Genomic DNA, 13754 nt, shown 5'->3' on the forward strand with positions numbered 1-13754 from the left:
CGTTGTTGGAGGGGGCGGCGCAGGTGCGGGTCAGCCGACGAAGCCTGCGTGGCGGTGGACTTCCTGGCCTTCCAGGAGGGTGAGCAGGACCTCGGTGGCGCCGATCTCATGGGGCGCGATGCTGTACAGGTCGCGGTCGAGCAGGATCAGGTCGGCGTACTTACCCACGCTCAAGCTGCCGGTGCTGTCATCGCGCCAGGCGGCATGGGCGGCGTTGAGGGTGTAGCCACGGATCGCCTCGTCGATGCTGATCCGGTGCTGCGGTGTGTGCGCCGGACTGTCGGGGCCGTGGGCAGGGTTCTGGCGGGTGACCGCGCACTGGATGATCTGGAACGGGTCGAAGGTGGTCACGCCCCAGTCGCTACTGACCATGCAGGTCACGCCCTGGCGGATGAACTCGCCGATCGGGTAGGTCCATTGCGCACGGGCCTCGCCAAGCATGGCATCGACCAGCGGGTCGGCGTCGGGGTTCGGTTGTGCCCAGAGGGTCTGGTAGTTGGCCAGGATGCCCAGTTCGCGAAAGCGTGGGATGTCCGCCGGATGCACCACTTGTAGGTGGGCGATCTGGTGGCGCGCGTCCCACGGGCCATTCTGGCGCCGGGCATGTTCGATACCGTCGATGGCCGCACGGGTGGCGCCATCGCCGATGCTGTGCACGTGCAACTGGAAGCGCTCGCGGTCGAAGGCGGCGAAGCACTCGTTGATCTGCGCCTGGGTGAACATCAGTTCGGCATTGCCGCCCGTGTCGCAACGCGGTTCGAGCAACACGGCGGTGCCGTTCTCCAGCACGCCATCAAGGAAGAACTTGGCCGAATGCAGCGACACGCGCTCGCCCTGATAGGTGTTGCGCAAGTCGATCAGTTCGCGCAGTTGCTCATCCAGCGGCTTGTGGGCGAACACCTTGGCGGTGGCGCGCACGCGCAGGGTGAGGTCACCGCGCTCAAGGCACGCCTGGTAGTTCTTCATGTAGTTGCGGCTGACCATCGCATCGAGCACGCCGGTGATACCGCGGCTGTTGAATACTTTGCTGTAGTGGGCCATGGCTTGGAGGTAGTCCGACTCGCTGTAGCCTGGGGCAATGCGGCCCATGGCCCAGATGGCGTCTTCGACCAGCCAACCTTTGGGGGTGCCGTCGGCCAGGCGCAGGTAGCTGCCGTTGTCCGGCTCCGGACTGCCGGGTCGTACGCCGGCCGCTGCGAAGGCGGCGCTGTTGGCCCAACCGTTGTGGTAGTCGCTGGCGAACATCAGCGCCGGGCGGCCGTCGGTGACGCTGTCGAGCCGCTCTTTGGTCAATTGCTCGGGGGTGAAGCGCGCCGAAGAAAAGCCCACACCACGGATCCAGGGTTTGTCCGGGTTGGCCTGGGCGAAGTCGCGGATGATCGCCAGCAGGTCCTCGACGCTGGTGGCGTCGTACAGCGCCGCGTTGTGGTAGAGGTCGGCGCTGCTGAGCTGGAAATGCACGTGGGTATCCTGCAGCCCCGGCAGCATCAGCTTGCCTTGGGCATGGATGCGCCGGGTGGCGGCATCGGCCAGGCGTTCGATGGTGGCGTTGTCGCCCACGGCCAGGATGCGGCCGTCGCGCACGGCGATGGCCTCGGCCCTGGGCAGGTGCGGGCCCTGGGTACGGATGTCGGCGTGGGTGATGATCAGTTCGGCGGTCTGCATGGCAGGTCCTCAGTAGAGGTAGGTGAAATACATTTCCAGGGCGCGGAAGGTGTCGTCGCCCAACGCCTGCTTGGCTGCGCCCTGGGGTTTGACCCAGTTGTAGGCCAGCGAGGTGTGCAGGTGGGGCGTGGGGTTCCAGTCGAGAAAGACCACGTTCTCGTCGGCGAAGCGGCGATCGTCCACGGGCATGCCGTTGAAGTGCTTTTCGTCCAGCGAGAACTGGTAATGGATGCCGCCCAGCGTCACGGTATCGCTCAGGTGGGTCTTGAGGGTCCACTGGCTGACCCGCTCGTTGCTGTTGAACAGCAAGTAGTTGCCGACCACGTCGCCGATCAACCAGGTGCTCCAGTCGATGAAGCCCTTGCTCAGCGGGTCCCAGCTTTTCTGGGTGCGATCGCCGGGGGCGTCGTCACCGGAGAAGCGCGCATGGCGATAGCTGAGGATCGGCGTAAGCGGCAGGTGCGCGAACCGGTAGTCGGCCTGGGCGTACCAAGCGTCGGCGTGGTAGTGCTTGCCTTCGCCGCTGCCGCGTTGCGCGGCGTACTCACCGTGCAAGGTCAGGGCATCCAAGCTTGGCAGCTGGCCGTTCAGGGCACGCAGATTGAAAACCTGCATGCCATCGCGGGCAGTCAGGTTCTCGCCATGGCCGGCCAGGGAGTCGACCGCCATGGCCATGGCACCGAGGGTGACGCGGTCGGCCAGGCGGTAATCGAGGTTGATGCCGTTGAGGCGAAAGTCGCCTTGGTGATTGTCGCTGCGCAGGCTGAAGACCTGGGCCTGGAGCACGTCGTGGGTATAGCCGAGCAGCGCCGAGTCGCGAAACGCGGTGCGCGGGGCGAGCCAGTAGGCGCCGTCATCGAACATGTCGAGGTTGCCGTCGGCGACGATGAACCCCGTGCCGACCATGAAGTTCTGCCGGCCTGCGGTCAGGCGCCAGTCGCCTAAGCGCAGTCCGCCGTAGGCTTCTTCGAGGGCGAAGCGGCCATCGGCGCTGCGGGTGTAGCCACCGGCATCGCCGTCGCCCTGGGTGGTGGCGCCGATCACCGACGCACCGCCAAGCACTTCCACATCCGGCGCCAACGCATAAGCCAGTCGAAACTCAAGTATTGGCTCGCCTTCGATGACTCCGGTTCGCTGAGCAGCCAGCAGGTAGGGTCCGTTCCAAACTATGGCAACCAATTCAGTGGCCACACCAATCCGGCATGGACGGTCACGGGAACGGACGTCAGCGGCACCTTTGGTCTGCAATTGCACATGGAAGGCTTCACGACGCCTGTGAAGCGAGGACTTTGGCTGCTTCTGTCGCAAAAGGTGGAGGATGAATTCGATCTTTTGTTGGAAGGTTCGCCTGCGACTGAGGTGGGGTACTTCTGGCGGGGCCAGCCGCAGCGGGTCACGCTCAAGCCCAAGGACACGAGCCCGTTGAGCGCAGGTACGGCGCTTAAAAGCCGACTGCAATTCCGTGATGCCCAAAGTTTGCCCGTATCGAAGCTGGTGGCGAACCCGGATTACGGTGTCCCGCGCCCGATACCGGTCGATGGCAACGAATGGACACTGACTGGGGCGTCGGATACCAGTGGACGGTTCGGTCTGGAAGTCTGGGTGGAGGACTTCGATACCCCAAGGGTGCTGTCCACAGCTGTACTGATGTCGAGCCACTTGGACGATGAAGTGGATTACACGTTGTCAGGCTCCGATATAAGCGAACCGCCCATCTTCCGACGCAATGTGGGGCGCACGATCAGCTTGAAGCCCAAAGCTGGCAGCCCGCTCACCCAGTTGGATCTCGTCGCCCGTCTGTCATTCAACGATGGCGGCACGTTGAAGCAGGCCGATATGAACGCTGTACCTGGATATGGTCAGCCCACGACGGTCGCCAAAGGACTGAACTGGACATTGACCGGGACAGATGTCAGTGGCGTGTTCGGTGTAACGGTGACGATGGAGCGATTCCAAACGCCCTTTGTGCTTGGAACGTGCGGGCTGTTGTCTACCCGGCTCGAAGACGATGTGAGTAACGGCCAACGCACAGGTGTATTCATCAAGCGGGGGGCGAAAAATCCTCGCGGGGCGGAGGCGACCTATCCTGCAGACAGCCCGCTCATAACGCTGGGGGCCAAACTGTCGCTCAAGATCACTGACAGTACCACTGGACTCGTGACTGCCGTACCAAGCGAAGGCAAGCCGGCGGACATGAATGCGACGGGTGTCACCAGCTGGGCGTTGACAGGCGCCTCCTCGAAAAGTGGTCAAGGCATGGCGAACATCCATTGCTCGCTTTACCCGGACTCTTTCATCAAGGCGAATCTGTTCTTCGTGCACATGCCTGATATCGCGGATGAAGTGGAGATATCCTGGAAGGGCGTTGTGATACCACGAGCTAAGTGGACAGAAAATGCCTTTGAAATAACCGCCAAAGCAGAAAAGCTGTCGTTCAGGTTCAAGAACTTCAAGGGCGATCCTCTCGGACTCAAAATAGAGCGTCTGACGTCCGATGCAACGGTGACCTGTAATCCTGGCGTGTCTTCGAGTGTGCCGGCGTCCAAAGGCTATTGGGAAATAAAGGGAGCCACTGACCGCAAACGCACCTGCTCGATGCAAATCAGTGTGACCTATAACTCGACAACGATCGGGCTGGGCGGGTTCACCCTCTGGTCATCGGTGATGCCTTGAGAGAACAGGCGCGCTTTCAGCATCGCCTGGGAAGGGCAGGTCGATGATCCGTGCGGTCATCGCGCCAACGCCTGATTAGGCCTGTAAAACAAGAAATGCGTGGTCTCGGCCGTCTTGCGATAGGCCTTGGCCCACTGCGGCCGCACCGTGCGGTCATGGAAATACAGCGCGCCGCCCGTGGGGTCCTTCAACTGCTGGTTGAGGGCCTTGCGGGCGATTTCTTTGGCCACGGCATAGCGCTGCTCCTCCTCGACCTGATCAGGTCGCCCATCGCACCACCAGGAAAACTGGCAGGCCTTGGTTTCCACCCCTTGCTTGACCACCCCGCAAATCGTATCGGGGAAGCCTTCGTGGCCCAGACGGTTGAGTACCACACTGGCCACGGCGCTCATGTCCTGGGCGTTGGCGCCTTTCGATTCCCAATAGATGGTGCGCGCAAGGCAGGTGATGCTGTCATCCAACGGCGCCTGGCCGGCGGGGTCGACCGCTTTCACTTCACCGGGCGTGAGGGTTTCTTTCTTCTTGGGCGGTGGCGCGTCATCGACCACTTTCTCTTCCAGCACTTGCGCCTTGTCCTCGGCCACGGCGGCCTTGGGGCTGTCGGCTGCGTGCAGCGGGCCTGCGAGCAGGGCCAGGGTCAGGCCGAACACCAGCGACGAGGTGCGCATGGTCGAGTTTTCCGCGAGGTGAGGTGAATCACAGTCTAGCCAAGCGGATTCAACTCAGCGCCAGGCTCAGCACCAGTGGCAGGGTGACGGCGGCAGCGACGGTCTGCAGGGCGATGATCGTGGCCATCAGCGGTGCGTTGCCGCCCATCTGTCTGGCCATCACATAGGACGACGACGCGGTCGGCAGGGCCTGGAACAGCACGGCCACCACCGCCGCCTGACCGCCCAGGCCCAGCAGTCGGCACAGGCCCCAGGTGGTCAGTGGCATCACCAGGAACTTGAACGCCGAGGCCGCCACCAAGGGCCGCACCTGCCGGCCCAGGCGAGCGCCGCCCAGCGCTGCGCCCACGCACAACAACCCCAGGGGCAGGGCGGCCTGGCCCAGGGCCTTGACCGTGGGCTCGAGCCCTGGCGGCAGGCCCAGCCCGGTCACCCGCAACAGCAGGCCGCCGGCGCAGCCGACGATCAACGGGTTGGCGAAGATCGCCCGCAGCACCGTGATTGGCGAGCTGTGCCGGGCGCTGAAACGGGCGAACACCAGCACACACAGCAGGTTCACCAACGGCACGATGGCAGCGTTGGCCACTGCCGCCAGGGCGATGCCGGCACTGCCGTAAAGACCTGCGGCGAGGGTGGCACCGATGTAGTTGTTGAAGCGCACGCCTCCCTGGAACACCGAGGTGAAGTCAGCGCCGTCGTGGTTGACCGCGCCCTGGTAGAGCACCAGCAGCAGCGCGCCGAGCACGGTCGAAAGCATCAGCACGCCGACCATGCCCAACACTGGCACGCCGTCCAGGTTGGCCGTGGCCAGGCCATGCAGAAACAAAGCGGGCAGCAGCACGTAGTAGCTCAGACGCTCGGCACCGGGCCAGAACGTCTCGCCCAGAACCCCCCGCACCCGCAGCACGGTGCCCAAGGCGATCAGCAGGATGATGGGGAGCAGGGTAGTCAGGAGCAGAGGGAGCATGGCGGCAGTCCGTGTCGGGTTCCGGCACAGACTAGCCGCGCCAGTCAGCATAAAAAAACGTTGTTTTCTGCAGTGACCCTTGAGGAAAACTGCACGGTCAGCGGTCAGGTCTCGTGCAGTCACAGCCATGGCTAGTCGATGGTCTTTGTCACCTGCTGTCTCTCCAGCCCATCCAGCAGCGCCTCCACCAATGCCTTGCCGGCCTCCAGTGCATGGTCATTGCCCAGCAGCAGGTCATGGCAGGTGCCGTCGGTTATTTGCAAGGCTTTGAGGTTGCTGGCGCAGGCGCCTTTGAGCAGGGAACTGAGATGGACCAGGGCGTCTTCGAGTTCGACGCCAGCGCAGACGCTGAACAGGGGAGGATGGCTGTGTTCGCAGCTGCCGAATGCGGCGGGAGCCGTGGTGCTGCGGTGGGGTGGGTCCGGGATGGCTTTCGTCATTGTGTCGCTCCTTGATTCAATGGAGCCGCCACAATTCGCTACCAAACGAATGGTGACGGCTGTACGCAGGTTGGTAGACCGGGAATCAAGGAAACCGGCGCGCACGAGTGCGCCCTACGCACAGCCGCCATGACACGAAACAGCCAGGCACTAAAAAAGCGCCAGCTGAAACGCAGAGCGGGCGCTTGTGCGCCTTGATTGATCGCGGGCTACCAAACCCGGCTGCTGGATTGACAGCAGCGCGCACAGGTTACCGGCCTAGGGCAGGCGATTCAAGGCGCGATTCCGGCAGGGGGCCGCTGCGCGGCCCATCGCAGGCCTCCAACGCGGTCTTGAGCACGGCGCTCAGGTGCCGCCGCTGGCTCTTCTCATGCTCGAGCAACACCACCCGGCGGACTAGCTGCGGCTCGCCGAACGGCAGGCGGATGGCCGGGGGGAGGCGTTCGAGGTCGTCGTCGGCCATGGGGATGATCGCGACCCCAAGCCCCATGGCCGCCATGCGCGCGAGCGCCTCCTGGCTGTCCAGCTCCATCTGTTCGTGCACTTGCAAGTGCTGGCGGCGCAGCTCCTGTTCGATCTGCCGCCCGGCCCAGGCGCGCTTGTCAAAACGCAAGAAGGGCTGGCTGGCGAGCAGCTCGGGCAGGCTTTGGCCAGCGAGCTCGGGGCTGGCGATGGCCCAGAAGCGGTCTTCGAACAGTGGGGTGTGGTTCAGGCTCTGGGGGTAGGGTGGCACTGGCTCGGTGGTGATCGCCGCATCCAGCTCGCCATCCTCCACGCGCCGGGCCAGCTCAGCTGACATGCCGGAAAAAACGCTGATGTGCAGCTGCGGATGATGGGCCTTGATCCACACCAGGGCCTTGGGCAAGCGCCGGGCCAGCACTGTGTGGATCGCCCCGAGGCGCAGGCGCCCCCGCAGGCTCGGGCCATTGGCCAGGGCATCGGCCAGCTCGTCATAGGCGGCCAGGATGCTTTCGGCGCGGGCCACGGCCAGTTGCCCGGCCTCGGTCAGTACCACCTGACGCCGGCTGCGGTCGAACAGCGGGACCTGCAGTTCGTCCTCGAGGGTCTTGATGTGCAGGCTCACCGCCGAGGGCGTCAGGCTGAGCAGATCGGCGGCGCGGGCGAAGGTACCGTGGCGGGCGATGGTCACCAGGGTGCGCAGGGCTTTGAGGGACACGCAGGCGGCTCCGGGCTGGAATGAGCGCACGTTACAAGTTCGCAGCCGCGCACGGCAAGGGCCGGCTCAGCCTTGGCGCAACGCGGCCACCACCTGCTCGACGCTGGCCTTGAGGCCACCGACGGTGTCGTCCGGGTCGCTGTCGAGCACCAGCAACCGGGCGCCCGCGGCCTTGATCGCCTCGGCCACCGGAGGGGCGGGCTGGCGGTGGTGCAGCACCAGGGCCACGTCCTGGGCCTTGAGGGTGTCGCCCAAGGCCTTGAGGTCGGCCTCGTGCCAGGTGTCCTGGGCGGGCACCGGTTGCTCCACTACATCCAGGTTCAGACCGCTGGCCAGGTAACCCAGGCGGTCGGACAAACTCACCACGCTCAGGTTATCGACCTCGGCCAACTGCGTCTGGGCCTCGGCGGCCAGGCTCAGCAACTGACGCTTGAGGCTGGCGAGGTTGGCCTGGATCTTTGCTTTGTCCGCCGGCGACAGGCGCTCCAGGTCATTGGCCACCACGTCGGCCATGCGCCCGAGGTTGGTCGGGTTGAGCCAAGGGTAGGCGGTGAAGGCGTCTTCACCTGTGACCGCGATGCCCGGCAGCGCACCATCGACCGGCCGCGCCGCATCGATCTCGACGATACGGATGTTGCTGCGCCGGGCCATGGGGTAGAGCGGGTCGTCGCGCCAGATCGAGCGCACGCCGATCACCGCGTCGGCCTGTTGCGCCGCCTTGTGCAGACTGGCGCCGCCCCTGCCGCTGAAGTACGACGGCTGGCGCGTGGCTGGCAAGTTGGCCGGTGCTGCGCGCTTGAGCTGCACCGAGGTGCCGTCGAGCAGAGCCTGCGCCAGGCTGTGGGTGACCGGTAACGTGGTGAGTACTTCGGTGCTGTAGGAGAGCGTGGGCACGCCGGCCAGGGCGAGGGCCAGCGTCAGGTGCTTGAGGGAGAGGGTCATGCCGGGTTTCCTTGCAGGCGGGGGACGAGGGCGCGGGCCAGGGCGGCGAGGGCGAAGCACCCGCCGGCCACCAGGATGATCGCCGCGCCCGAGGGCACAGGCAGGTCGAAGACGATCGGCAGCAAGATGCCGAGCAGGGTGCTCAGGGTGGCGATGAACACCGACAGGAAGAAAAACCCCTTGAGCGACTGGCTGACCAGCCGGGCCGCCGCCGCTGGAATCACCAGCAGGGCGCCCACCAGGATCGCCCCGATCACCTTCACCGAGGCCACGGTGACCAGCGTCACCAGCACCACGAACAGGTAGTCCAGGGTCTTGACCGCCACCCCGCGTACCGCCGCCAGTTGCGGGTTGAAGCTGGCCAGCATGATGCGGTTGTGGAGCGGCAGGGCCAGGGCCAGGACCAGGAGCGCGACGATGCCCAGCACCACCAGGTCCTGGGCGCTGACGGTGAGCACCGAGCCGAACAACACGTTCTCCAGAATGTGTACGTTGATCTTGCCGGCCAGCATCAGCAGCAAGCTCGCGCCCAGCGCCAGGGACACCGAGAGGAACACGCCGATCAACGTGTCCGGCGAGAGCCCGGTGCGGTTGCGCAAGAAATTGAGCAGCAGGCCAAACAGCAGGCAGTAGCCGAACAGGCTGCCATAGGGCCCGGTGTAGGGCTCGCCCAGCAGGATGCCCATGGCCACGCCGGTGAGCGCCGCGTGGCCGACCGCCTCGGAAAAGAAGGCAAAGCGCTTGACCACCACCAGGGTGCCCAGCCCGCCCAGCACCGGGCCGATCATCAGGCCTGCGAGCAGGGCGTTGATCACGAACCCGTAGGCCAGGGCCTCGGGCAGGTAGCCAGCGGTGGCCCAGGCCTGGACCAACTGGCGGAAGGCGTCATAGCTCATCAGGCAAGGCTCCCGCTGCGAGGGTGAACGCTGAACAGGCCAAGCAGGCGCTGCGGTGTGAGGGCGTGGGCGGGTGGGGCGTCGAACAGCACCTGGCGGTTCAGACCGGTGACCCGGTCGGCCAGGCGCAACACGGCTTCAAGGTCGTGCTCGATCCACAGCACCGTGGTACCCGCCTGGCGCCAGGCCGTGAGCAGTTGCTCGAACACCTGGATACCGGCTTCGTCCAGGGCCGACATGGGTTCGTCGAGTACCAGCAGCTGAGGTTCGGGGATCAGCCCTTGGGCCAGCAGCACGCGCTGGCGTTCGCCCCCGGAGAGGGCGCCCATGCGCCGGTTGCGTTTCTCGAGCATGCCGACCCGCGCCAGGGCCGCGTCGATGGCTGGCCGCACGCGACCGGCCAGGCCCAGGAAGGCCGGGCGACGCTGGCACAGGGCGGCCATGAAATCGTCCACGGTCATCGGCAGGCCCCGGTCGAACTCCAGAGCCTGGGGCACATAGCCGATCACTTCGCGCTCGGTCGGCCAGTGCAGGGTCAACTGGCCCTGGTGCGGCATCTGCCCAAGCAAGGTCTTGATCAACGAACTCTTGCCGCCGCCATTGGGGCCGACGATGGCATGCACGCTGCCGGCGGCGACGCTGAAGGCCACGTTTTCGAGAATGCGCGTACGCCCCAGGGTCAGGTCGATGCCGGCGAACTCGATGCGCGGCCCGCAGGCGGCGCCGAGGTGGGCGGCTGCGGTCATGTGCGGGTCTCCTGGATGGCGCGTACCACGGTGTCCAGATTGCGCTTCATCTCCACCTCGTACTTGTCCTGGGTGTACTCGCCGTAGGAGATGTGGGTCAGCGGGTAGATGCGCACGCCCGCTTCGCGCTGGATGGTGTCGACATAGGCTGACGGGAAGTCCATCTCCGAGAAGATCACCTGCACATCCAAGGCCTTGAGCTGGTCGATGGTCTTCTTGAGCTGCGCCGGGCTCGGCTCGATGCCATGGGCCGGCTCGACCACGGCGGTGACTTCCAGACCGAAGTCGCGCACCAGGTAGTCGTAGGCGGCGTGGATGGTGGCTACGCGCAAGGTGGCGTCCGGTGCCTGGGTGACCTGGGCCAGGGCCTCGGCGCGCAGCGTGCGCAGGCGCTTGGCGTAGGCGCGGGCGTTCTGGGTGTAGGCCTTGGCGTTGTCCGGGTCGAGCTTGCCCAGCTCGCGGGCGATGTTGTTGACCTGGGCGATGGTCGCGCTGATCGACAGGAAAGTGTGCGGGTTGACCACCTTGCCCGCGCCCCGGGCGGCGATCCCGGTGGCGGCCAGCAGCGGCACGTTGGCGTTGGACTCGATGGTCTTGATGTCGGGTTTTTCGCTGGCGGCGATCATGCGGTCGGCAAAGTCATCGTGGCCCACACCGTTGAGCACGATCACATCCAGGGTGCCGATGCGCTTGATGTCTTCGGCCCGCGGCTCGTAGGCATGGGGGTTGAAGCCTGCCGGAATCAGCGGTACCACCTCGGCCTTGTCGCCGACGATATTGGTCACATAGCTGTAGTAGGGGTGCAGGGTGATGCCGATGCGCAGGGGCTTGCCGTTGTCGGCCTGGGCCAGGGCCGGCAAGGCGCAGGCCAACAGCAGGGTGAGGACGAAGCGGAGCATGGGGGTATCCTTCGGTTCAGTGGCGGTGTTGGCGGGTGACCCCGGCGTCGTAGTGGCTGACCACCTGCTGCCAGCCGGCGGCGATCAGCGCGGTCTGGCCCAGGTCGTCCGGGGCCAGGGCGCTGCGGTCACGGCGCAGCCAGACATCCGGCTGTTCGCCGTCGCCAGAAGGCAGGATCAGCAGCAGGCTGCCCGCCACCTGGGCGTCCTGGCTGCGGCCCAGGTAGGCGCCGCTGGGCAGTCGCTGCCAGTGGTGACCTCCGCGGCGCTGGCTGCTGGCGTCGGGCACGAAGGGCGGCAGGCCTTCCTCGGCCAAGGCCTCCACGTCCGGGACCTGGCCGCTTTCCTCGCGCAGCAGCGCGATCTCCTCGACCGCTACCCACAGGTCGGTGTACAGGCCTTGCTCGGCGGCGGTGAGGTCGCGGCGGGCATCGATCTGGTGGGCCGCGATGGCCACTTCGTCTTCGCGCTCACCGCGCAGCACCACCACCGTGGTGGCGAGGGTGATGATCAGCAGGGCGGCGAGCAGCACGTACAAGGTCTCGTGCCCGGCACCGGCCGGGCGTACCACCTGGGCCCGGCTCATGGCGCGCCTATGTCGGCATGGTCGACTTCCACCACATGGCCGGGGCCTGCGTCGAACAGCACATAGAACTCACCCTCGGGGCGCTTGAAGGTCAGGGTGGAGTCTTCGCCGAGCTTGCTGGCCAGCAGCACCTGTTCGTCATAGCCGATCACGTCCAGGGTCACTCCCGGTGCGCCGCTGCCGTCGGAGAACCCGCCTTTGCAGGTGATCTGGTCGGCCGATTCGGTGCATTCGCACATGGGGTTATGGGCCTGCGCAGGCAGCGCGACGCCCAGCAGCAGGGGCAGGGCGAGGACGCCCATCCAGTGTTTCATTGCTTGCCTCCTTGTTTCTGAAGCCACGCCACGGTGGCCGGCGATGCCTTGGCCAGCGGAATCGAGGCCTGGTGCATCTGCCCGTCCCAGCCTTCGAAGGTGAGCCACAGCTCGGCGTCGGGCCGGGTCTTTTGCGGAATGTTGACCTCGCCGGTCATGCGATAAGGCGTGCCGACGAACAGCGCGCCGGCTGCCCGCAGGCTGCGCGGTTTGCCCACGCGCAGGTACACCGCCTTGATGTCGCTGCACTGCTCGCACAGGGCGATCTTGAACTGCTTGAAGTAGCCCGCCGGGCCGTCGGAGCGCGGCGCCTCGTCGAAGCGCTCGGCCAGGCGCACGCTCCACGGGCCGGCATTCAGTTCGCCCAATTCACGTTCGCCCAGGCCGATTTCGCCACGGTCCATCGAGGCTTCATGCAAGTACTTGGGCATCAGCCCGAGGGGAATCAGCACCAGCAGGATGTTCAGGTGAAATCGCCACTTCAGCCAGAAACGTTTGACTGGCGACTGGGGTGGGGTGTGCTTGCTCATAGGCTGGCCTCCGACGCGGTCGCCGCGCGTGCCCGGGGCTGGCGCTTGAGCGCAGCGGCGGTGGCCTGGGCGGTGCGCTTGGTCCAGATCAACAGGCCGCTGAGCACCATCAAGGTCAGCATCAGGCCAAAGAAGGCCCAGATCAGCTTGACCCAGATACCGCCGAAATCACCGGTGTGAAGCGGGCGCATGGACTCGGTGACGAACTCCAGGGCCGAGCGGTCCGAAACCATGAACGAAGCCTCGACCTTGCTGTTGTAGGGGTTGACGTTGACTGTTTCGAACATCAGCGGATACCAGCCGCGCCCGCCCATGTAGTAATGGCTGTAGGCATTGCCCGGCAGGGTGATGAAGGTCACCTCGAAGCCTGGGAAGCGCTCGGTGGCGGCGCGCTCGGCCTCGTCCAGGCTGATCGGCGTGGGCGCCTGGCCGTCGGCGGTGCGCGGCACGTCTTCGCGGGCGATGGCCGGCACGATCGGCTCGCTGGAAATCGTCACGTGGTTATCGGCCAGCGTGGCCTGGATCAGGAACCAGGTGCCGGTGATGGAGATGGTGGCGATGAACCAGATCGACCAGACCCCGCTCAGGCGGTGCAGATCGCCCCAGAAGATCCGCGAACCGTGGCCCAGGCGCGGCAGCTTGAAAAAGCCTTTCCAGAAGCGCTTGTACACCACCAGCCCGGTGACCAGCGAGGCGAGCAGCGGCAGCCCCAGCAAGGACACCAGGTACCAGCCCCAGCTATAGCCGTTGGTGAACGGCACCAGCCACCAGCCGTGCAGTGCCCGGGTGAAGGCTTCGAAATCGAAGGTCGGGCTCTTGCCCTGGATCGCTCCGGTGTAGGGGTTCACGTACAGGATCGGTGACGTGCCGTCGGGGTAGGTGACGCTGGCGGTGAGGGCGAAGTGCGCCTCGCCCGGCTTGCTGATGTAGTTCACCGCGATGGCCGGGTCGGCGCGGTGGATCGCGTCGAGCACCTGCTGGTAGCTCAGCGGCTGGGCGTCATCGTGGGGCTTGCTGGCGCGCACGTCTGGGTTGGCCAGCCAGACGATTTCTTGGCTAAGCACGGCCAGGGTGCCGGTCACGCAGACGATCAACACGAAGAACCAGATGGGCAACGCCAACCAGCTGTGCACCAGGAACCAGGTTTTGGAGCGGGACTTTTTCGACATGAGTACCGGTCTTGTTGGGCAAATGAGCCACGACATCGCGCAACGGCCCAGGCGGGCTTTTCGCGACTGAATCGCATTCGTT

The 13754-nt window shown here is 65.4% G+C and carries 15 protein-coding genes; 1 reads left to right on the forward strand and 14 read right to left on the reverse strand.

The window, feature by feature from the left end; all coding sequences use genetic code 11:
• Window positions 1–30 precede the first annotated feature (30 nt).
• Window positions 31–1665, reverse strand: coding sequence for an amidohydrolase (locus R6G97_RS23440; RefSeq protein WP_317847581.1), 1635 nt, complete (start codon window positions 1663–1665; stop codon window positions 31–33).
• 9 nt (window positions 1666–1674) lie between these two features.
• The gene (locus R6G97_RS23445; protein ID WP_317848178.1) at window positions 1675–2811 is read right to left on the reverse strand and encodes an alginate export family protein; all 1137 of its coding nucleotides are present in this window, start codon (window positions 2809–2811) and stop codon (window positions 1675–1677) included.
• A gap of 108 nt (window positions 2812–2919) precedes the next feature.
• On the opposite strand from R6G97_RS23445, the gene R6G97_RS23450 reads away from it, so the two are divergent.
• Window positions 2920–4338, forward strand: a complete 1419-nt coding sequence (locus tag R6G97_RS23450) for a hypothetical protein (protein WP_317847582.1) — start codon at window positions 2920–2922, stop codon at window positions 4336–4338.
• A gap of 56 nt (window positions 4339–4394) precedes the next feature.
• On the opposite strand, the gene R6G97_RS23455 is transcribed toward R6G97_RS23450, so the two are convergent.
• The 12 genes from R6G97_RS23455 to R6G97_RS23510 form a co-directional block, all read right to left on the reverse strand.
• Window positions 4395–5006, reverse strand: coding sequence for a cell wall hydrolase (locus R6G97_RS23455; protein WP_090346396.1), 612 nt, complete (start codon window positions 5004–5006; stop codon window positions 4395–4397).
• A 49-nt stretch (window positions 5007–5055) separates the two neighbouring features.
• Window positions 5056–5973: an AEC family transporter gene (locus R6G97_RS23460; RefSeq protein ID WP_090346399.1), complete on the reverse strand. Its 918-nt coding sequence runs from the start codon at window positions 5971–5973 to the stop codon at window positions 5056–5058.
• Between the two features lie 131 nt (window positions 5974–6104).
• Window positions 6105–6413 (reverse strand): DUF3077 domain-containing protein, encoded by a 309-nt coding sequence (locus R6G97_RS23465; protein WP_238556633.1) that lies wholly within the window; start codon window positions 6411–6413, stop codon window positions 6105–6107.
• Window positions 6414–6663: 250 nt separating this feature from the next.
• A complete protein-coding gene (locus tag R6G97_RS23470) occupies window positions 6664–7590 on the reverse strand; it encodes a LysR family transcriptional regulator (RefSeq protein ID WP_241502446.1) in 927 nt (308 codons plus the stop codon).
• A gap of 66 nt (window positions 7591–7656) precedes the next feature.
• The gene (locus tag R6G97_RS23475) at window positions 7657–8532 is read right to left on the reverse strand and encodes a metal ABC transporter substrate-binding protein (protein WP_197853753.1); all 876 of its coding nucleotides are present in this window, start codon (window positions 8530–8532) and stop codon (window positions 7657–7659) included.
• Window positions 8529–9428, reverse strand: coding sequence for a metal ABC transporter permease (locus tag R6G97_RS23480; protein ID WP_317847583.1), 900 nt, complete (start codon window positions 9426–9428; stop codon window positions 8529–8531). The genes R6G97_RS23475 and R6G97_RS23480 overlap by 4 nt, the downstream gene beginning before the upstream one ends.
• A complete protein-coding gene (locus tag R6G97_RS23485; protein ID WP_317847584.1) occupies window positions 9428–10174 on the reverse strand; it encodes a metal ABC transporter ATP-binding protein in 747 nt (248 codons plus the stop codon). Before R6G97_RS23485 ends, R6G97_RS23480 begins: the two co-directional genes overlap by 1 nt.
• The gene (locus R6G97_RS23490; protein WP_090346407.1) at window positions 10171–11073 is read right to left on the reverse strand and encodes a metal ABC transporter substrate-binding protein; all 903 of its coding nucleotides are present in this window, start codon (window positions 11071–11073) and stop codon (window positions 10171–10173) included. Before R6G97_RS23490 ends, R6G97_RS23485 begins: the two co-directional genes overlap by 4 nt.
• A gap of 16 nt (window positions 11074–11089) precedes the next feature.
• A complete protein-coding gene (locus R6G97_RS23495; RefSeq protein WP_043214085.1) occupies window positions 11090–11659 on the reverse strand; it encodes a DUF6162 family protein in 570 nt (189 codons plus the stop codon).
• Window positions 11656–11973, reverse strand: a complete 318-nt coding sequence (locus tag R6G97_RS23500; RefSeq protein WP_043214083.1) for a hypothetical protein — start codon at window positions 11971–11973, stop codon at window positions 11656–11658. Before R6G97_RS23500 ends, R6G97_RS23495 begins: the two co-directional genes overlap by 4 nt.
• Window positions 11970–12503, reverse strand: coding sequence for a thiamine pyrophosphate-binding protein (locus R6G97_RS23505; RefSeq protein ID WP_070571318.1), 534 nt, complete (start codon window positions 12501–12503; stop codon window positions 11970–11972). The genes R6G97_RS23500 and R6G97_RS23505 overlap by 4 nt, the downstream gene beginning before the upstream one ends.
• Window positions 12500–13672 (reverse strand): PepSY-associated TM helix domain-containing protein, encoded by a 1173-nt coding sequence (locus R6G97_RS23510; RefSeq protein ID WP_043214078.1) that lies wholly within the window; start codon window positions 13670–13672, stop codon window positions 12500–12502. Before R6G97_RS23510 ends, R6G97_RS23505 begins: the two co-directional genes overlap by 4 nt.
• Window positions 13673–13754 lie beyond the last annotated feature (82 nt).

The sequence above is a fragment of the Pseudomonas sp. HTZ2 genome, assembly GCF_033173945.1.
GTDB lineage: Bacteria > Pseudomonadota > Gammaproteobacteria > Pseudomonadales > Pseudomonadaceae > Aquipseudomonas > Aquipseudomonas guariconensis.